18 protein-coding genes are annotated in these 18,726 nt (G+C 45.5%); 7 read left to right on the top strand and 11 right to left on the bottom strand.

Annotated features, from left to right (window positions below; genetic code table 11):
- Window positions 1-216: 216 nt before the first annotated feature.
- The 5 genes from D0C36_RS22430 to D0C36_RS22450 all read right to left on the bottom strand — a co-directional run bounded on the left by D0C36_RS22430 (window position 217) and on the right by D0C36_RS22450 (window position 6,950).
- Window positions 217-654 carry a hypothetical protein gene (locus tag D0C36_RS22430; protein ID WP_117393951.1) on the bottom strand — a complete coding sequence of 146 codons (438 nt, stop codon included), beginning with the start codon at window positions 652-654 and terminating at the stop codon, window positions 217-219.
- Between the two features lie 174 nt (window positions 655-828).
- Entirely contained in the window at window positions 829-2,160 is a 1,332-nt protein-coding gene (gene lat, locus D0C36_RS22435; protein ID WP_117393952.1) for an L-lysine 6-transaminase, read from the bottom strand.
- 620 nt (window positions 2,161-2,780) lie between these two features.
- Window positions 2,781-3,452, bottom strand: a complete 672-nt coding sequence (locus D0C36_RS22440) for a LolA family protein (protein ID WP_117393953.1) — start codon at window positions 3,450-3,452, stop codon at window positions 2,781-2,783.
- Between the two features lie 76 nt (window positions 3,453-3,528).
- A complete protein-coding gene (locus D0C36_RS22445) occupies window positions 3,529-6,135 on the bottom strand; it encodes an FtsK/SpoIIIE family DNA translocase (RefSeq protein WP_117393954.1) in 2,607 nt (868 codons plus the stop codon).
- A gap of 269 nt (window positions 6,136-6,404) precedes the next feature.
- Complete coding sequence (locus tag D0C36_RS22450) at window positions 6,405-6,950, bottom strand: outer membrane beta-barrel protein (RefSeq protein WP_117393955.1); 546 nt, start codon at window positions 6,948-6,950, stop codon at window positions 6,405-6,407.
- 156 nt (window positions 6,951-7,106) lie between these two features.
- On the opposite strand from D0C36_RS22450, the gene D0C36_RS22455 reads away from it, so the two are divergent.
- Both D0C36_RS22455 and D0C36_RS22460 read left to right on the top strand, forming a co-directional pair.
- The gene (locus D0C36_RS22455; protein ID WP_117393956.1) at window positions 7,107-7,757 is read left to right on the top strand and encodes an ankyrin repeat domain-containing protein; all 651 of its coding nucleotides are present in this window, start codon (window positions 7,107-7,109) and stop codon (window positions 7,755-7,757) included.
- Between the two features lie 80 nt (window positions 7,758-7,837).
- A complete protein-coding gene (locus tag D0C36_RS22460) occupies window positions 7,838-9,166 on the top strand; it encodes a serine hydrolase domain-containing protein (protein WP_117393957.1) in 1,329 nt (442 codons plus the stop codon).
- A 9-nt stretch (window positions 9,167-9,175) separates the two neighbouring features.
- Here the strand turns inward: D0C36_RS22460 and D0C36_RS22465 are convergent, their stop codons facing one another.
- The 3 genes from D0C36_RS22465 to D0C36_RS22475 form a co-directional block, all read right to left on the bottom strand.
- Window positions 9,176-9,364, bottom strand: a complete 189-nt coding sequence (locus D0C36_RS22465; RefSeq protein ID WP_117393958.1) for a hypothetical protein — start codon at window positions 9,362-9,364, stop codon at window positions 9,176-9,178.
- Window positions 9,365-9,672: 308 nt separating this feature from the next.
- Window positions 9,673-9,894 (bottom strand): hypothetical protein, encoded by a 222-nt coding sequence (locus D0C36_RS22470; RefSeq protein WP_117393959.1) that lies wholly within the window; start codon window positions 9,892-9,894, stop codon window positions 9,673-9,675.
- 80 nt (window positions 9,895-9,974) lie between these two features.
- The gene (locus tag D0C36_RS22475; RefSeq protein ID WP_117393960.1) at window positions 9,975-11,060 is read right to left on the bottom strand and encodes an acyltransferase; all 1,086 of its coding nucleotides are present in this window, start codon (window positions 11,058-11,060) and stop codon (window positions 9,975-9,977) included.
- A 94-nt stretch (window positions 11,061-11,154) separates the two neighbouring features.
- On the opposite strand from D0C36_RS22475, the gene D0C36_RS22480 reads away from it, so the two are divergent.
- The 3 genes from D0C36_RS22480 to D0C36_RS22490 all read left to right on the top strand — a co-directional run bounded on the left by D0C36_RS22480 (window position 11,155) and on the right by D0C36_RS22490 (window position 12,778).
- Window positions 11,155-12,069 (top strand): DnaJ C-terminal domain-containing protein, encoded by a 915-nt coding sequence (locus D0C36_RS22480; protein WP_117393961.1) that lies wholly within the window; start codon window positions 11,155-11,157, stop codon window positions 12,067-12,069.
- A gap of 6 nt (window positions 12,070-12,075) precedes the next feature.
- Entirely contained in the window at window positions 12,076-12,369 is a 294-nt protein-coding gene (locus tag D0C36_RS22485; protein ID WP_117393962.1) for a chaperone modulator CbpM, read from the top strand.
- A gap of 94 nt (window positions 12,370-12,463) precedes the next feature.
- Window positions 12,464-12,778 carry a hypothetical protein gene (locus D0C36_RS22490; protein WP_117393963.1) on the top strand — a complete coding sequence of 105 codons (315 nt, stop codon included), beginning with the start codon at window positions 12,464-12,466 and terminating at the stop codon, window positions 12,776-12,778.
- Window positions 12,779-13,019: 241 nt separating this feature from the next.
- On the opposite strand, the gene D0C36_RS22495 is transcribed toward D0C36_RS22490, so the two are convergent.
- Complete coding sequence (locus D0C36_RS22495) at window positions 13,020-13,811, bottom strand: enoyl-CoA hydratase/isomerase family protein (protein ID WP_117393964.1); 792 nt, start codon at window positions 13,809-13,811, stop codon at window positions 13,020-13,022.
- 223 nt (window positions 13,812-14,034) lie between these two features.
- Here D0C36_RS22495 and D0C36_RS22500 point away from each other — a divergent pair, with 223 nt between their 5' ends.
- Both D0C36_RS22500 and D0C36_RS22505 read left to right on the top strand, forming a co-directional pair.
- Window positions 14,035-16,665 (top strand): PAS domain-containing sensor histidine kinase, encoded by a 2,631-nt coding sequence (locus D0C36_RS22500; RefSeq protein WP_117393965.1) that lies wholly within the window; start codon window positions 14,035-14,037, stop codon window positions 16,663-16,665.
- Between the two features lie 54 nt (window positions 16,666-16,719).
- Window positions 16,720-17,097 carry a response regulator transcription factor gene (locus D0C36_RS22505; RefSeq protein WP_233524551.1) on the top strand — a complete coding sequence of 126 codons (378 nt, stop codon included), beginning with the start codon at window positions 16,720-16,722 and terminating at the stop codon, window positions 17,095-17,097.
- Here the strand turns inward: D0C36_RS22505 and D0C36_RS22510 are convergent.
- Complete coding sequence (locus D0C36_RS22510; protein ID WP_233524552.1) at window positions 17,094-17,549, bottom strand: DUF983 domain-containing protein; 456 nt, start codon at window positions 17,547-17,549, stop codon at window positions 17,094-17,096. The genes D0C36_RS22505 and D0C36_RS22510 overlap by 4 nt on opposite strands.
- Window positions 17,546-18,421, bottom strand: a complete 876-nt coding sequence (locus tag D0C36_RS22515) for a helix-turn-helix domain-containing protein (RefSeq protein WP_117393966.1) — start codon at window positions 18,419-18,421, stop codon at window positions 17,546-17,548. The genes D0C36_RS22510 and D0C36_RS22515 overlap by 4 nt, the downstream gene beginning before the upstream one ends.
- Between the last annotated feature and the right edge of the window lie 305 nt (window positions 18,422-18,726).

The raw sequence follows: 18,726 nt of genomic DNA on the forward strand, positions 1-18,726 counted from the left end.
TTATCATTGCGCTGGCGCACGCGTGCCTCTTTCAATTCATTGCCGTCCCATTCATGGGACGGTTAACAAACAAGCTAAGCAGGCTTTAGCCGAAAACCTGAAGTTTGGCTAAAGCCACCTGCCTCTCCGTTGCGGAGACCGTTGGCTAAAGCCAACGGCAATGAGAAAAAATATGGATTCAACAAAGAAGGCCGTTCATTTGAACGGCCTTCTTTGTTATGCTCCTACGTACTCAAAACGATTACTATCGTTGTTGCGTTCGCGGCGCAGTTTGTTTTCTTTTGATAGTTTGAGCAGGATGCCGGATAATTCTGATGTTTTAAAATCCGAATTGAATTTTTCGCGGCAGTATTCGGCAATAGCCGATATCGAGTGTGGTGTCCTGAAATAATCGCTGGTAAGCAGTTGGTTCAATACTTTGGTAGCACCTGGCTTTTTGCGGTTATTTGCATCGTCATCATGTTCGCCGCCGGCCGCTCGTCTTCCCCGTTTATTGAAAACTTCTGATCCTTCCGCTTCACCTTTCTCTGCCTCTATCATCTCGTCTAAAAGCCTTTCTACAACTTTAACCTGTACTGCTTCAGACTGGAAAGAATTAACAACTTCAGCAAGCTCTGTAAGTTGTTTTTTTAATTTTTCAATATATCTGTTCATCTCTCTAAATATCCTCTCTTCTATAATCTTAATACGTCACAGGCGATGAAATAATAACAGCCGTTATTAAATATATTATTATAACGCCGCCGTGTAATTATATTATCTTAACTATACAAAAAAAGCGCCTTTCAGTTACATGAAGGCGCTTGTAGCAATATTATTACAAATTAACTATAGCTTTGGTAATATCTGTTCCATTACACCAAGGCCGGCATCAATGTTTTCTTTCTCGATAATAAGCGCAGGCCTAAAGCGTATGGTTTTATCGCCACAGCCCAGGAACATTACATGTTGCTGTAAGCCCAGGTCCATAAAGCGGTTACGGGTGGCTGCATCAGGGAAATCAAAGGCCGTTAACAGGCCCTTGCCGCGCACATTGGTGATATTATTGTTTTTAGCAGCAATATCTTTTAAGCGCTGTTGCAGGTAAGCACCGGTTTCGGCGGCTTTATCGCAAAGCTTATCTTCTTCTATAATATCTAATATTTTGGCCGAGCGTACCATATCTACCAGGTTACCGCCCCAGGTAGAGTTAATGCGCGATGAAGTATTAAATACGTTATGCTCTACCTCATCTACACGCGTGCCGGCTAAAATACCACACACCTGCATCTTTTTACCGAAGGCAATAATATCCGGCCTTGCCTTGTCGCCAAAGTGCTCATGCAGCCAGAATTTTCCGCTTAAGCCCACGCCGGTTTGCACTTCATCGTAGATCAGTAGGGCATCGTTCTCATCAGCCAGTATGCGTAGTTGCTCCAAAAACTCCTGGCGCACGTGCTTATCGCCACCCTCAGATTGTACAGGCTCTATGATGATGGCACAGATATCATCTTTGTTGTCTACAAACGCTTGTTTTATCTGGGCGATAGATTGATCCTCACGGAATATCAGATCCTGCAGGTTATCATCCGTAAGCGGGAAACGAATCTCTGGCACAGATACCCTTGGCCAGTCGAATTTGGCGAACCATTTGGTTTTAACAGGCTGTGTGTTGGTTAAACTCAAGGTATAACCCGAGCGACCATGAAAAGCATGTTCAAAGTGCAATACTTTATGGCCTTTTTCTTCGGTGTAGCCTTTGGCGAAGTTTTTCTGTACCTTCCAGTCCATAGCGGTTTTTAATGCGTTTTCGATGGCTAAAGAACCACCAGCAATAAAGAAGGCATGCGGCAGGTAATCGGGGATGCCTACACGATCAAAGGTGTCAACAAATTGGGCGTATTGTTCGGTGTAGATGTCAGAGTTTGATGGGTTGGTTAATGCCGCCAGCATCAGGTTCTTTTTAAAACCTTCATCATTCAGCATTTTGGGGTGATTGTAGCCCAGTGGCACCGACGCAAAGCAGGTGAAAAAGTCTAACAGGGTACGGTTGTTCTTAGCGTCGTAAATGTGTACGCCCTGGCTGCGTTCCATATCAAAAGTAAGATCGAAACCATCGGCTAAAATATGTTTGCTCAAAGTATCATGAACAGTTTGCGGAGTAACTTTCATTTGGTGCATGTACAGGTATATTGGTTTATATCAAATATAGGGAAATGCCCACAGGAACGGTAGTTTTGCGGTTTTTGAACCGTAAGGCCAAAAAGTAACTTTAAATTAACTAAACCTGTTTTTTGTACCGATGTGCAGACTGGTATGAAAATATTTTTCAAAAAAAATGCGCAAAGGTGGCTTTTCGACTTGCTATTTCGGGTAGGGTAGCTCGTATGGAGCAAAAGAATTTCAGTGATGATTAGCTACAAAGCGGTAGCCCCTACGGGGCAACATGGTAGAGAGCGTAAGTGATAATAAGTTATAATAGCCTTCTGCATGCAATTACAAAACAAATCCAATGTCCCTTAGGGACTATCGCTTTGTAGAAAAAATATTGAACGAGATTTTGCTCGGTAGGAGCTACCCCTAAAGGCATTTGCTCATCAATTGATGAATCTATATTAAGTCGCTTGTGCAGTTGACTCATCCCGACATCGCTGGAGCTTGTCGGCCCTCTCTACGCAAGCGTAAAGAGGGTAAAGAAGTAGATATTTTTCTTACCCTCTTTGCTGCAAGCAGCAGAGAGGGTGGTCGAGCGAAGTAAAGACCGGGTGAGTCAAATATAAAATTGACAATTACCCCGATATTTATCGCAAATCAACCAATTCGGCCTTCGGATAAGCTTTCTTATCAAACGTAAACACACTCTCGGCAACCTTTACATTTGGGGTAAAGCTGCGCAGGGCATAGGTGTACTTGCTGCCGTTCTTATCAAATATCTGGGCGCTGTACAGCTGGTTCTTAGCCTTGTCTATCATCAGCCTCACTTTAAAATAGCTCGATTTTTCGGCAGTAGGGGTAAGGTCAATCACCTGGTAGGTTTTGCCGCCTGCTGTTTGCAGGCCGGTGTAAATGTATTTGTAGCCGCTTTCGTAAATAGTAAAGATCTTGCCGGGATTAAAGCCCTCCTCGCTGTTATCGGCGTTGCTCAGCTGCACCTCGTTGGCATCCTGTAGATACGTCCATTGGCTTTTACCATCGCTGATAATTTCCTGGTTAACCGTTTTTTTGCCCGGCTCCAAAACCGTTACTTTATACTTATTGGTTTTTGCACTGGATATAAGGGTACCGCTTTGGGTTGATTTGAAATTGGCCTGCTGATTATCAATACTCAGCGTAAAATCGGCTTTAACTACATTGTAAGTGCGGTATTGCTTGCTCAGTTTATTTAAGATGTTTTTTGCTTCAACATCTTTTTGGGCAAAGGCTGATGTTACGGTTATTGCGGATAATAATATATATGCGAAAAACTTTTTCATGTACGGTATAAATTTAAAAGCACACTGATAACCATTATGCTGTATAATGGTTTAGAGCGATAGCAGATAAATTGGTTTAATCGCGCGGTTTTTGTAATTCTTCAAGGTGGCGCTCAAGGCTGTACTCATCAGGAAATAATACCTCACGAGCTTTGCTGCCCTCAAACGGGCCTACAATACCGGCAGCTTCCAGCTGATCGATAATACGGCCTGCACGGTTATAACCTAACTTCATTTTACGCTGAATGAGCGATGTAGAACCTTGCTGATGCAGTACAATTAATCGTGCAGCTTCTTCAAACATCGAATCGCGGTCATCCGGATCAAAATCTTTAGGGCTGCTTCCGGCTTCGCCGTCGCCAACATACTCAGGCAGTAACAGGGCGGTAGGGTAGCCACGCTGATTGCCAATAAAGTCTGATATTTTCTCTACCTCAGGCGTATCTACAAAGGCACACTGCAAACGGATGAGATCGCTGCCTGTAGATAACAACATATCCCCGCGACCGATCAACTGATCGGCACCGCCCGCATCCAGGATGGTGCGCGAATCTATTTTAGATAATACCCTGAACGCTAAACGAGCCGGGAAGTTGGCTTTAATAGTACCCGTAATAACGTTAACCGAAGGCCTCTGCGTAGCAATAACCAGGTGGATACCCACCGCACGGGCCAGTTGCGCCAAACGGGCAATAGGCTGCTCAACCTCTTTACCGGCGGTCATCATCAGGTCGGCAAACTCATCAATTACCAGTACAATAAATGGCAGGTAACGGTGTTTCTCGGGGTCGCTTATTTTACGGTTTACGTATTTGGCGTTGTACTCTTTAAGGTTACGTACCTGTGCATCTTTCAGCAGATCGTAACGCTGGTCCATCTCAATACAAAGGGAGTTGAGGGTGTTTACCACCTTTTTGGTATCGGTGATAATGGCATCGCTCTCATCGGGCAGTTTAGCCAAAAAGTGCCTTTCTATCTTGCGGAAAAGCGTTAACTCTACCTTTTTAGGATCCACCAACACGAACTTTAGCTCGGCAGGGTGGCGCTTGTATAGCAGCGATACCAGGATAGCATTGATACCAACCGATTTACCCTGGCCGGTAGCACCCGCAACCAGTAAGTGGGGCATCTTAGCCAAATCGGCAATAAATACTTCGTTAGAGATGGTTTTACCCAGCGCAATTGGCAGATCCATGGTGTTACTCTGCCATTTTTCGGTAGCCAGTACTGATCGCATGGAAACCATCTCGGGGTGTTGGTTTGGTACCTCTATACCTATAGTACCTTTACCCGGCATGGGCGCTATGATACGGATACCCAACGCAGCAAGGCTAAGGGCGATATCGTCCTCTAAGTTTTTAATTTTAGAGATCCGCACGCCCGGCGCAGGGATAATTTCATACAACGTAACCGTTGGGCCGATGGTGGCTTTTATCTTATCTATCTCGATATTGTAGTGGTTAAGCGTCTCAACAATTTTGTTCTTGTTGGCTTCCAGCTCGTCCGCATCTACCGAAATTTTAGCCGTGCCGTAGTTCTCTAACAGATCTAACGTTGGCAGTTTGTATGATGCCAGCTCCAGCTTATGATCATACGTACCGAATTGCTCTACCAGGCTTTTGGCTTTATCGGTGTCGCTTTCCTCGATGCTCATCACCGGGTTAGGGCGCTCTACATCAATAGTAAACGGTATTTCAGTTTCTTCCTCAACTTCCTGCACTTTTTCAGGCACAGGCGTTACCTCTGGTGTAAGCACAACAGGCTCGTGGTAAGTGTTTACCGGTGTAGGCATCACCTGCTGCTGCATTACAGGTTCAACAACTGCGGCAGCGGCAGCTTCTGCAGCCAACATATCTTTAATACGGTTGTTGGCGCCATTGCGCGGCCATTCAACAGGGATAGAAATATCTTCGTTCTCCAACTCAACAGGCTCCGGCGCTATTACAGGAGCAACATCATCATTAAGGCGCTGCTTGCGGGCAGGTAATTTAAAGTCGATGTTGTAAGCGATAACCAATACGGCCAGCGCCAAAAATATAAGCAGGAAACCTGTACCTGATTGGCCTATCTGCGCAGCCAGCAAGCGGTTGGTCCAGAAACCGAAGTTACCCTCGGCAAAGTGCGGATAGTCTGACACGAAGGCGTGTACAAAACCAATGGTTACCGATAAAAATACAATACTGAAAAGCGTATACGCCAGCATTTTGCTTACCGAGAATAGCCTGATCTTGAACAACAAGCGGTAACCTATAATAAAGAAGATGAACACGAACAGGAACGAGGCCACACCAAACCACTCAAAAATAAACTGGTTTGATAGCAGCGCGCCGAATTTACCCAGCCAGTTGTCAACCACAGGGTTGGCTACGCCGTTCTCTATGAGCTCTTTGGTGGTTTTAAACAGGTTGCCCCAACCGCCGTTGGCTTTTGATACATAGCTTTGGTCCTGTTGCCAGGTGAACAGGTAGGATGTGAAGGCGATAAGGAAAAACACCGACAACACCAGCGAGAACAGGCCAACTATTTTGATGATACGGCCATCGCGCAGGTTAAACATGGGCAGGCGCTCGGTTTGCTGCTGCCTTGCAGGGCGCTCGCGTTGTGGTTTTTTACCGCCGGTTTCGCGTGGCTGATTTTCTTCTTTAAAGCTGTTAGATCGAAATTGATTTCCTTTGACCGGCATCCTTCACTCGTGGTTTTTGCAAATATAAAGTTATTCAAAATCTAAGAAGAAACAATAATGCAGCAGTTGGCAGTTTGTTAATAATTGTCATGGTGAGCCTGTCGAACCACTTGGCCCTTGTTGGTGTTGTCACCAACAAGCCGCGTTCAGGTGAAGCGTTAGAGCCTTGCATATATGTTGTTGGTGACAACACCAACAAGGGCGGAGATATTTAAAATAAAAAGATACGCCTGTTACCAAACGTACCTTTTCAATATCAAGAGGTTTATTTACAGTCCAAAGCCATAAGCCACACGCAGGCCAATTACGTTGTTACTGTAGCCGTTAGCTTTAAAGTTTTCGTAACGAACGCCAACGTCCCATTTTTTGTTAGCGTAGCCGAAACCGCCTGAAGACATAAATTTAGAATCGCCGCCACCGTTATCAACCTGGAAACCTATACCGGCTTCTGCACCTATATAAATGTTAGAGGTTACAAAAGCCTTAAGTCCCAGTTTTACGGGGATAAGATCCAGATCGTTTTTGATGGTGTACTGTTGTCCGTTAAACTCAGCTGGTATAGCCTTCGGGAAGAAGTGATAAAGCCCCGATGTAAACGTGATGGCCACATGGTCATTAATGCCGTATTGTAAGCGCGGCGTAATACCCAGGCCAAAGTTAGTACTCTTACTAAGTTGGCCAACCGGTGCCAGGCCATCTAAGCCGATGCCGAAGCGCAGTTTGCTTTTTTGAATGGATTGGGCGTTTGACCGCGTGCCGATGAATAATGCCGACACTGTTAAGAGAATTGCGAATAGTTTTGTTGCTTGGTTCATGTGTTTATTGTTTGATTAGGCATCAAACGGCAAAAACACAAAAAATTGTAGCCTTTAACTTTATTTAACATAATGTAAAAAGGCTGCCAAAAGTCCTTAAGAAAATAGGGCAGGCGGTGTTTATAAATAATTGAAATTTTTGTATTATTACGGTTAATGAGCATAGAAAATCTCGAAGAATACATTGCCAACGCCGATCTGGAGCAATTACAAACCCTGCTGGCTAACCATCCTGAACTGGCGACCGCTAAAACCAGTTTAAATGTATCTCCGCTGATGCTTTCATGCTATTACAAAAAGCCGCAGGTAACCGAGATCTTGCTCAGCCATGTTACCAATCCCGACCTGTTTGAAGCCTCGGCCGCCGGAGCTTTTGATAATGTGGCTTATCTGGTAACTGCACATCCCGGTAGGATAGATTATTATGCCGAAGATGGTTTTACCGCCCTTGGCCTGGCCTGCTATTTTGGCCATTATGATATAGCACGTTATTTGGTGCTGAAAGGTGCCGACGTAAATAAACCATCAGATAATGGCTTTAACGTTTACCCGCTGCACTCGGCCGCAGCCGGCGATTTTACCAATACCGCCCGCATGCTGATAGATAATGGCGCCGATGTGAATGTGAAACAACGCTCGGGGGCTACGCCGCTGCACTCCGCCGCGCAAAATGGTAATCTGGAATTATTGATTCTTTTGCTTGAAACCGGTGCCCATGTCGATATTCGCATGGAAGGCGGTAAACTCCCCGCCGATCTTGCCCGCGAGAAAGGTTTTGAAGAGATAGCCGAGATATTGGAGAGTTAGGTATATGCCGGGATATTAATGATCTAATTATCCTGTAACAACTTACATGGGTTTTTATCCAATATCTAAACCTATCAACCATGATCAAAAAAATACTCGCGTTAGCATTAACTGCCGCTGGTTTAGCAGCATCCGTACAAGCGCAAACCATAAACAAGCCACGTTTAGATAGCCTGTTAAATGTACTTGCTGCTAATAACAAAAGCATGGGCAGCCTGGCTATATCGCAAAACGGCCAAATAGTTTATCAGAAAAGCATAGGTAACGCGGCTATCGATAGCCCGGCCACCATCCCGGCTACGGCCAAAACCAAATATAGGATAGGGTCTATCAGTAAAATGTTTACGGGTGTTATGGTAATGCAGCTGGTAGAGGAAGGGAAACTTACGTTGGAAACTACACTGGATAAATTTTATCCGCAGGTGCCAAATGCAGCTAAAATAACCATAGGTATGATGCTGAACCATCATAGCGGCCTGCACAATTTTACCAATGATCCTGCCTACAACACCTATATGCTGGCCCCGCAAACGCATGAGCAATTGCTGGCCAGGATAGCCGCCATGAAACCGGATTTTGAGCCGGGTAGCAAAGCCCAATACAGCAATACCAACTTTGTTTTGTTAAGCTACGTTATTGAAAAAATTACTCAAAAGAGTTACGCGGAGTTGGTAAAACAGCGCGTGGTAAATAAAATTGGTTTAAAGGATACTTACTATGGCGTTAAAACCAACACGGCCAATAACGAGGCGCTATCTTATACGTACGATGGCAAGTGGAACAAGTTTGCGGAAACAGATATGAGCATACCATCCGGTGCGGGGGCTATGGTATCTACCCCGGCCGATCTGGATAAATTTATTGAATCGCTATTTGCGGGCAAACTGGTGAAGCCAGCCACGCTCGAACTGATGAAAACCATGAAGGATGGCTATGGCATGGCGATGTTTTTGACAATTAACGGCGATAAACAAAGCTACGGGCATGGTGGTGCCATAGATGCCTACCGGTCGGAGTTGGCGTATTTCCCGGTGGAGAAGATTGCGATATGTTATATCAGTAACGGTGGCAGTTATGGTATTGATAAGATATTTAAGGGTGTAAAAAGTATTGTTTTAAACCAAACATATACTATACCAACATTTAAAACCCTTGCGCTTAAAACCGAAGATCTTGATAAATATCTTGGTGTTTACACCAGCCCCGATTTTCCTGTTAAGATCACCATGAGTAAAGACAATACCACGCTGGTAGGCACGGCTGCCGGGCAAAGCGCCATTAAGTTTGATGCAGTCGCAAAAAATGTGTTCGAGTTTGAACCTTACGACATCCATTTAGAGTTTGATGTTGATAAAGGTCAATTTATATTGACACAACGCGGCAAGATAACGGTATTTACAAAGGAGTAAATCGCAGTTTTATTCAAACTGCAATTCCCACTTATTTTCGCCGCCATCAACAACGCGGAAAATAGTTTTCTCTACTGATCTATCGCTGTCTGCCGATACGATGCGGATGGTCTCGTGGTCGTGATATTCTATCTCATTCATTGGCACCATCACTGCGGTAAGTGTAGATGGGTCGCCGGGTACGGTTATGGTTTTCATGGTTTTAGCGTTTATATGAGAGGATAACAATGGGGGATGGAAATGGTTTACTATTCCACACGTCATTGCGAGGTACGAAGCTATCTCTTTAAGATTAGTTCTTCGTTAGGTATGGTTTTAACGATATGAATCGTCAGTGGATGTTACTTTCTTTTTCCGCAAAAGAAAGTAACCAAAGAAAACTCGCGACTTGGTAACGCGCTGCAACGTTTCTGCTTTAGCAATGTTTGTGCTATCCGCACGTTACACTATGTCGCATTTTTCGGTAACGCTTGGTTAGTGCGTTTGTTTCTTCTTCATTTTTTACTTTATCTTTTTCCTGTCAGCAAAAAAGCTTCGGGCGAAAGTGGGTAGAACAATGGTGGGTAGTGCGTTAGCAGGGGCATAGCAATACTTGCCGAAGCATTGGCCGTGTGCGAACAAAGTGGTGGCAAGATGTTGCCGCCCGTGGTTCTAACCGCTTGCAGGGAAAAGGCCTTGTGCGGCAAAGAAGCCTCTTTGCTGTATGATTTTTGGTTACTTTGTATCAAGACAAAGTAACAGCCCCTGCGGCAATTGAGCAGACTAACGTTAATAAAACGTAAACCTTCCTAAAACCACAAAATAATCGCTACCCCACTATATACTTACTCCCCGGCAAATACGATAACAGTTTGATCAGCACATAAGTCACCACGAAAGTGCAAGTCGCTAATACGGGGATAACCGCTACAGGCTCGCCTATCCATGCATTGATAAACGGATATAGCTGCACCAGCACAAGTATGTGCGCCAGGTACATCCCATAAGTTAAACCCGATACGCCAGCGGTAAATTTCTCAGCAGCTGCGCTTTTGAAGGAAATCGTACGGAATATTAAAAACAACCCTGTCGCCATCATAGCTACGTTGATGGTCGGGAAGGCCCATGAAAGTTCCAACTGTGGGATGTCTTTAGCTATCGGCATCTGGTGGGCAAATACAAAATTGGTGATCAGGTAACCTATCAGTATAAATATCAATCCCCAAACAGCACCGGCAGTTTTTGAAACATTAACATGTGCTTTTATATAATGACCCAGCAACAGGTAGCCAATGTATCCCGAGAAATAATATCCTGTGTGATATTTGTTCCAGAAAGCTTCGCCCCAAATTTCGGGGACGAAGGTTTTGATGTAGGGCATACACAGTGTGGCTATCCATATCAGCAGGAAAACCTGTTTAAATTGTTTGGATGCCTGCTGTACCCATGGCGAGAAGATCGGGATGAATAAGTACACACCTATAAACATATACACAAACCACAGGTGACCTGCACTGCCGGAGAAAGTTAGGGGGATCATATACAGATCATGCCACATTTGCGCGGCCGTGGCGGTTCCCAGCACAAACGGCACTATGGCATACATGGCGCTCCAGAAAAGGAAAGGCACAAGCAGGCGTGTAAAGCGTCGCTTGTAAAAAGTGGGCGCATCTTCTTTTATCGGCAGTAATAAATAGCCCGATATCATTACAAATAATGGTACACAGGCACGCATAAAACTGCCGTAGTTGTTCACCCAAACATAGTGCTCGCGAATGATCTTGCCCTGATCGCCGATGTAGAAAAACTCGCCCGAGTGCACCACCAGCACCATAAAGCAGGCAAATATGCGCAGGGCGTTAAGGTATGCGGTAGGGCTGCTCTTAAACTCGGTTGGGGCGGGCGTGGTAGTCATTAGTTTGATAATTAGGTTGTCTAAAATATGTAAAACACAGCTAACATTCACACATTTTTACGCTTCGCAGGTTTTAACAATACATTATTTAGCTATGGCATTTATTGATTACTACAAGGTATTGGGCGTAGCAAAAACTGCTACCGACAAGGATATAAAAAGCGCCTACCGCAAACTGGCGCGCAAATACCACCCCGACGTAAACCCTAACGACTCAGCCGCCGAACAAAAATTTAAAGAGGTGAACGAAGCCAACGAGGTTTTGAGCGATCCCGAAAAACGCAAGAAATACGATCAGTATGGCGAAAACTGGCAGCACGGCGAGGCTTATGAACAACAACGCCGGCAACAGCAGCAACAGCAAAACCGTGGCTATACTTACGAGGGCGGTTCGGCGCAAGATTTTGGCGATTTTGATTTCGGTGGAGCAGGCGGCGGCGGTTTCTCTGATTTCTTTAGTTCGATGTTTGGCGGTGGCGGTGGAAGTAAAAGGTCTGCACGTTATCGTGGTCAGGATCTCAACGCCGAGCTGCAATTGAACTTGCGCGATGTGCTCGAATCAAAAAAGCAAACGCTTACCGTTAACGGTAAAAATATTCGCCTCACCATCCCGGCAGGGATAGAGAACGGGCAGACCATTAAAATTGCAGGTCATGGCGGCCCGGGTAGCAATGGTTCACCCGCGGGCGATCTGTATATCAAATTCTTCATCCCCGAGGATGCCGAATTTAAACGTACGGGTAATGATCTGCATAAAAATATCACGCTCGACCTGTACACGGCTGTTTTAGGCGGCGAACTAACGGCCGATACCCTTAGCGGTAAGGTAAAGCTGAAAGTTGCGGCAGGTACGCAAAACGGTACAAAAGTTAAGCTGAAGGGCAAAGGCATGCCTGTATATAAAAAGGACGGGCAATTCGGCGACCTATACCTTACCTATAATGTGCAGTTGCCAACCAGCCTTACTACCGAACAGAGAGAGTTATTTGAGAAACTGGCCAAATTATAACCCACCATGAAAACAGAGCAAGTAATTAGTGTTGATGATTTTTGTGTGTACCACAACGTGGCCTACACCTTTGTTGAGTACCTGGCCGAAGCCGGGCTGGTAAAAGTTACCAGGGTGAATAAAATTAAGTGCATCCCGTTGGATGAGATCCAAAAACTGGAGCGCCTGGTGCGCCTGCACACCCAGTTAGAAATTAACGAAGCGGGTGTTGCCACCATAAATAATTTATTGCAAAAAATGCAGCTTATGCAGCAGGAAATGAGTGTTTTACGTAACAGGTTAAGCTTGTACGAACATTGATATTCTAAAAAAGAGTAGATTTTTATTAAACCCTGGCACATTTATAGGGTCATACCTGCAAATGAAACAATAATTGTAACTAAATCTACTTGTTATGAAAACCTTGAAAATATCAATTATAGCACTCGTTTTAACAGCCGGCGCACAGCTTGCAAAAGCGCAGGTGAGTGTAGGTATTGGAGTTAATTTGCCAGTGCGTCATGTGTATGTAGAACCAGAGCCTGTTTACTATGAACCGGCACCAGAGCCTGTTTATTACGAACGCCCTGTTGTAGTACGCAGATATGTTCGCCCTGCATATTATGGCCCGCGTTACTACCGCCGCCCGGTTGTTGTTAACCGTGTAGTTTATAGAGAACACTATTACCGTGGTCGTGGCCATCACTTTGGTCATGGTCGCAGATGGTAATATCTATATATAGATTAATACCCAAAAGCCTTCCGGATAACCCGGAAGGCTTTTTTTGTGTGTGCCTCACCCCAACCCCTCTCCAAAGGAGAGGGGCTTTATATTTAAAAAGTTATGTCATTTCGAACGAGGAACGAGGAACGAGGAGAAATCTTCTACAAGCGATACTTACAGTGTAGAAGATTTCTCCTCGCATACGCTCGTTCGAAATGACAGTGATATATAATATTTTTTAAGTCCTCTACTTTGGAGAGGATTTAGGTGAGGCGTTCAAAAAGCCATTCAACGCTTCCTGTGTAAATTCAGATAGCACCAACTCTCCGCTTATCGTTGCCCGCTCAGCAAGTAAAGTGTCCCAATTCTCAGTGCCTTCCCAAAGTATTTGTTTAAGGCCCACCAGTGCGACTGGGTTGTATGAGGCCAGTTTACGGCTTAAGGTTACCACAGCTTCGTTAAGCGCGGGGATATCGTCATGTACCTCGTTAAACAGCCCTTTTTCCATGGCCCAGTGCGCCGTCTGGAAATCGCTGGCGCGGATGGTGAGTTGTGAGAAAGCTGATAAGCCTATCTTACGCGTAACCACCGGCGATATTACAAAGGGGCCTATACCTATGGCCAATTCGCTGAGTTTGATAGATGCGCTTTCGGTAGCCAGGCAATAATCTGCCGCGGCAGCCAGCCCAACACCGCCGCCTACGGCTTTACCCTGCACGCGGGCTATGATGATCTTGCCGCAAGTGCGGCAAGCGTTGATCACATTGGCAAAACCCGAGAAGAATTTGGCACCCGCCTGTTTATCTTTTATTGCTAATAACTCATCAAAGCTGGCGCCGGCACAAAAGGTGCGGTCGCCGCCGCTTTGCAGTATAATTACGCGTATGTTGGGGTTTTGGCCTGCATCTGTAATGGTATCAGCCAGTTGTTGCAGCAGGTTTGACGGTAACGAATTTTGTGCCGGATGGTAAAAGTTGATGGTGGCTATGCCCTCATCACTCAAAGTAATATTTACGTTCCCGTTATCAAGAGTGCTCATAATGGTTTCAAATAGATATATGCCAATATAGTACTTAAATAAAGCCGCAGGCAAGTTGCAGCTAATTAAATTAAGAGAGTAGAAGGGTGTTTTAACTTCAAAATTATTCTTTATAGTTTAACACAACCGCAGATTGTAAAAGTGCCGCGAAATGGGTATTATTGTGAGTTAGCAGCATCCCCCGTATTTCTACCTTATCCGGGTGTAAACTGCGCTGTGTGTAATGGATCACAACTACCTTAATTCGCTTGCGAACGAAAATATATTCAGGACGCTTGTAGAGGAATCACCGTCGCCCGTGGGCTTATACGTTGGTCCTCATCAGGTTATTCGCCTGGTGAACAAAGCCATTCTTAAAGTTTGGGGAAAGGATACATCAGTTGTAGGGAAAACTTTTTTAGAAGCCCTGCCCGAGATGCACGACCAGCCTTTTTTGGGCATCCTCAAGAATGTTTATACTACTGGCATCCCTTACGAGGCCGTGGCCGAAAAAGTGAAGCTTTTTGTGGATGGCCGCCTGCAAACCTATTACTTCAACTTCAATTATCAGCCCTTAAAAGATGAGAACGGCAACGTTTGGGGCATCTTAAATACGGCTACCGATGTAACCGAGCTGGTGCTTACCCGCCAAAAATTATCTGAAACGGAAGAACGCATTCAGTTCGCTTTAGATTCGGCAGGGTTTGGCACCTGGGATTTGAACCCGCAGAGTAATATTGTACGCTGGGACGATCGCTGTAAGCAATTATTCGGTTTCTCTAAGAATGACGAGATAGCTTACGTTGATGTTTTAAAACACATCCATCCCGATGATCGTAGTTCGGTTGATGAGGCTGTGCAACAAGCTATCGATCCAAACGGCGACGGGCAATATAACACCGAGTTTAGAACCGTTGGTGCCGATGATAAAAAGATCCGGTGGTTGCGTTGCAAGGGTAAAGCTTATTTTGATGGGCAGGGCAATTGTATCCGCTTTGCGGGAACTGCGCTTGATATTGGCAACGAATTAAATGAGCGCGATGAGCAGAAACGCCTGATCTCACTGATAGATAATACATCAGATTTTATCAGCCTATCAGATCCCGAAGGGAATGTAACCTACATCAATGCCGCCGGCAAACAGATGATGGGCCTTGCGCCTGATGAACATATTCCGCATAACTCGCAGTTTTTGATGCCCGACGAATTGGACAGACTCAGAAGCGAGATCAATACCCAGCTTTTTGATAGCGGTAAATGGAGCGGGTTGGTGATGTACCGCAACTTTATAACCGGCGAGGCTATCCCCGTACAGGCAACCTCTATTATGATATTTGATGCTTACGGGAATGCTCGGGGCCGTGCATCTATAGCCCGCGATTTGCGACGCGAACTGGCCGATAAACAAGCCCTGGTACAAAGCGAACAACTGCTACAAAATATTACCAGCGCCGCGCCAACCGCCCTGTGGACAGCCGACGCCGAAGGCCTGATCACTTACGCCAATAAAACCTGGGCCGACTGGACAGGCCAATCCCTCGAAGAAACTTTGGGTACGGGCTGGCTAAATGCCATCCTGGAAGATGACAGGGGCCGTGCCGCACGCAAATTCATCCATGATCTGAATAACCAACGCGCTTACGAGATCGATTTCAGGATGCAGCGCGAGGATGGCGAGATCCGCTGGTGTATTGCTACAGGAAACCCGCAGTATGATGCCAACGGGGTGTTTACAGGCTATGTAGGCTCATGCACGGATGTAACTGAAAAGACCAAGACAGATATAGCACTTCAACTTAAAAACGAGGAGCTGAACAACCAGATAAACCAGTTTGCCTTTGTTACCGATTTTATGCCCGCCCAGTTGTGGACGTTTGATACCGGCGGCATGTTGGATTATGTGAACCGCCAAACCGAGCATTTCTTCGGTTTACCGGTTGAGGATATCATCGGCAATAAATGGCTGCAGCTGGTACACCCCGATGATAGGGAGAAATGCAGTGCCGCCTGGCTGCAGGCTTTGGCTACAAACGAACTGTTTGAGTGTGAGTTCCGCCTGCGAGATCGTGAGGGCGAATACCGCTGGCACCTCTCACGTGCTTTACCCTTTGCTGATGATGGCGTAGTAGTAAAATGGTTTGGTACCAATACAGATATTGACGAGCAAAAACAGCTGGCCCGCCAAAAAGATGATTTTTTGGGTATAGCCAGTCATGAGTTAAAAACGCCGGTTACCAGCGTAAAGGCCTATGCACAGGTACTGGGCGCCATGCTGAGCCAGGAAGGCGAGGAGAAAAAGGCTGCCATGGTAATGAAAATGGATGCGCAACTTAACCGCCTCACCAACCTTATTGGCGATCTGCTGGATGTTACCAAGATCAACTCGGGTAAGATCCGCTTCAATAAAGAGTGGTTTGATGTGAACGCTGCTGTGCAGGATGTAGTGCAGGATCTGCAGCATACCACCAGCCGCCACATACTGGTGATGGACTTTGCCGATGCCGGCGAGCTAAATTCTGATAAAGACAGGATAGGGCAGGTGCTTACCAATCTCATTACTAATGCCATCAAGTATTCGCCGCATGCCAACAGGGTTATTGTGGGCACCCGCAGGGAACAGGATAATGTGATTGTGAGTGTTGAGGATTTCGGCATCGGTATACCAAAAGATAAACTGGATAGGGTATTTGAGCAGTTTTATCGCGTGGGTGGCAGTAAGCAGCATACATTCCCCGGTTTGGGGTTGGGATTATACATTTCAAATGAGATAATACGCCGCGAAGGCGGAAAAATGTGGGTAAACAGCGAAGAAGGAAAAGGGTCTGTTTTTTGCTTTTCACTTCCTGTTACCGACAAAAAGGTAGCCGATACCTAATTAATTTACGATGTTAAACCTATTTGCATTTTTTAGTTCAAAAAGGTGAGGGAGATGGAAGTGATGAGTGAGAAACCTAAAAGAATTATGATAGCCGATGACGATCCGGCTATTGTAGACGCTGTAGAAATGTTGCTGGAGTTTGAAGGCTACCAGGTAAGTAGTACTGTGGATGGCGCAACCGTGCTGGATATGCGCGAAGAACTGCCCGACCTGCTGCTGCTGGATATATGGATGAGCGGTGATGACGGCCGCGATATCTGCAGAAAGCTGAAATCGGTACCATCAACAAAAAATATTCCTGTGATCATGATATCTGCCAGCAAGGATATCGAACAATCGGCACGTGATGCCGGTGCCGACGATTTTATAGCAAAGCCCTTTGAAATGGATGCCTTGCTACAAAAGATCGAAAGCTTTGTAAATCGTTAACTACCTGTTATTTCCTGGTGTGTTGTATTACTGTCTGCAGGTTTATCTGCAGCACGGGCGGGCTCATAGTGCAGTCCGGGGGTTAGCCAGTACAACAATATTACCCTTGAGTAGCGATAGTTAAATGGCGATAGTATAAAAATGATACCCAATAACACACACGTGTACAACCAGGGTGAGTTAGAGCCGGTGAGGATATGCACACCCACGGCAAAGGTCACCATCTCGGCAACATTGAGTGCGTAGCTAACAAACATAGCTACGTACCAATAGCCGGGTTCGCGCTCATAGTACAGGTTGCAGTGCGAGCAGCGCTCGTGCATTTTTTGCCCGCCGAAATTATAGGTTGGGGTAGAGAATATATCGCCACGGCGGCAGCGCGGGCATTTAGCTTTGGCCAAGCCTACCATCATAGGTACGTATCCGTTTGGTTTTTTATCAATAGTTGTCATTGCGCTACGGGGTTTTTTCTGAAATCTTCGGGTGTTAAGCCGGTATATTTTTTAAAGAATTTGGTAAAGTATGAGTTATCGGCAAAGTTGAGCTTGCCTGCAATCTCGTTAATGTTCATATCGTGGTTAATGAGCAATCGTTTAGCCTCAAGCACCACCCGGTTGCGGATCAGTTCGCCTGCCGAAATGCCCAGCATATCATTACATAAAGCATTTAAATGGTTAGGGGTGATGTACAGCAGCGCAGCATAGTCTTTCGGCAATCGCAGGCTGGTAAAATTCTTCTCTACCAGCTTCCTGAAACTCTGCAGCAGCGTGTAGTTGTAGTTTGGTCCGTTGCCTGTTTCAGCATCGGTACTTTCGCGTGCTACCATAATAAATAACTGTAGCATCAGCGCGCGTACCATATCCATATTGAGTCGGTTGGGCGTATCTGCTTCGGTCAGCAATTGCTTAAACAATTCAGTAACCGCTTTACCGGTATCAATGCTCAGGTTTATCACCTCATCATCCACATCACCGCTAAAAAAGGCAAATCCTTCCAGGTAATCGGGCCTCAGCAAAAACGACTGAAATAATTCTGCCGAAAAATTGATGATATAGCCATCAACCTTGCCCTCAAAATCCCAGCGGTGTACCTGGCCCGGTGCCATAAAATAGATCTGGTAAGGCTTAACGTCGAAATATTTAAAGTCGATAGAGTGTTTTCCGCCACCCTCAGTAAATAGTACCACATGGTAAAAAGTATGTTTGTGGGGTAAGCTGAGGTTCTGGTGTTTCTCCAGGTAAGGCGCAAAGCGGCTGATGAGCAGGTCGTTGTGTTGATGATCAGCCAGCGAGCAGATGTCATAAACCGGAAATGCCTTTTTCATACCACAAAGATATTGAACTATTACCGCCCTTAATGGTGTAAATTGATGTTGTTGTGGTATTATTTACTGATAATTGTTTAGTGCCATAAATACAAAAAAATGTCATTGCGAGCGTAGCGTGGCAATCTCATAAGTAATTCTTCGTTAGGAATGGCGGTGAGTAATATGAGTCGTTAGTGGATGTTACTTTCTTTTTCCGCAAAAGAAAGTAACCAAAGAAAACTCGCGACTTGGTAACGCGCTGCAATGGTTGTGCTTTAGCAATGCCTGTGGTTGCCGCACGTTACGCTATGTCGCATTTGTTC

Origin of the sequence: Mucilaginibacter conchicola, from assembly GCF_003432115.1 — a bacterium.
GTDB lineage: Bacteria > Bacteroidota > Bacteroidia > Sphingobacteriales > Sphingobacteriaceae > Mucilaginibacter > Mucilaginibacter conchicola.

What these genes read in the sequence shown, in the direction of transcription:
- D0C36_RS22455 (WP_117393956.1), top strand. Translation starts at nt 7,107, where the DNA reads ATGAGCATAGAAAATCTCGAAGAATACATTGCCAACGCCGATCTGGAG.
- D0C36_RS22515 (WP_117393966.1), bottom strand. Translation starts at nt 18,421, where the DNA reads ATGAAAAAGGCATTTCCGGTTTATGACATCTGCTCGCTGGCTGATCAT.
- D0C36_RS22510 (WP_233524552.1), bottom strand. Translation starts at nt 17,549, where the DNA reads ATGACAACTATTGATAAAAAACCAAACGGATACGTACCTATGATGGTA.
- D0C36_RS22450 (WP_117393955.1), bottom strand. Translation starts at nt 6,950, where the DNA reads ATGAACCAAGCAACAAAACTATTCGCAATTCTCTTAACAGTGTCGGCA.
- D0C36_RS22480 (WP_117393961.1), top strand. Translation starts at nt 11,155, where the DNA reads ATGGCATTTATTGATTACTACAAGGTATTGGGCGTAGCAAAAACTGCT.
- D0C36_RS22440 (WP_117393953.1), bottom strand. Translation starts at nt 3,452, where the DNA reads ATGAAAAAGTTTTTCGCATATATATTATTATCCGCAATAACCGTAACA.
- D0C36_RS22460 (WP_117393957.1), top strand. Translation starts at nt 7,838, where the DNA reads ATGATCAAAAAAATACTCGCGTTAGCATTAACTGCCGCTGGTTTAGCA.
- lat (WP_117393952.1), bottom strand. Translation starts at nt 2,160, where the DNA reads ATGCACCAAATGAAAGTTACTCCGCAAACTGTTCATGATACTTTGAGC.
- D0C36_RS22505 (WP_233524551.1), top strand. Translation starts at nt 16,720, where the DNA reads ATGGAAGTGATGAGTGAGAAACCTAAAAGAATTATGATAGCCGATGAC.
- D0C36_RS22490 (WP_117393963.1), top strand. Translation starts at nt 12,464, where the DNA reads ATGAAAACCTTGAAAATATCAATTATAGCACTCGTTTTAACAGCCGGC.
- D0C36_RS22500 (WP_117393965.1), top strand. Translation starts at nt 14,035, where the DNA reads ATGGATCACAACTACCTTAATTCGCTTGCGAACGAAAATATATTCAGG.
- D0C36_RS22475 (WP_117393960.1), bottom strand. Translation starts at nt 11,060, where the DNA reads ATGACTACCACGCCCGCCCCAACCGAGTTTAAGAGCAGCCCTACCGCA.
- D0C36_RS22485 (WP_117393962.1), top strand. Translation starts at nt 12,076, where the DNA reads ATGAAAACAGAGCAAGTAATTAGTGTTGATGATTTTTGTGTGTACCAC.
- D0C36_RS22495 (WP_117393964.1), bottom strand. Translation starts at nt 13,811, where the DNA reads ATGAGCACTCTTGATAACGGGAACGTAAATATTACTTTGAGTGATGAG.
- D0C36_RS22430 (WP_117393951.1), bottom strand. Translation starts at nt 654, where the DNA reads ATGAACAGATATATTGAAAAATTAAAAAAACAACTTACAGAGCTTGCT.
- D0C36_RS22445 (WP_117393954.1), bottom strand. Translation starts at nt 6,135, where the DNA reads ATGCCGGTCAAAGGAAATCAATTTCGATCTAACAGCTTTAAAGAAGAA.
- D0C36_RS22465 (WP_117393958.1), bottom strand. Translation starts at nt 9,364, where the DNA reads ATGAAAACCATAACCGTACCCGGCGACCCATCTACACTTACCGCAGTG.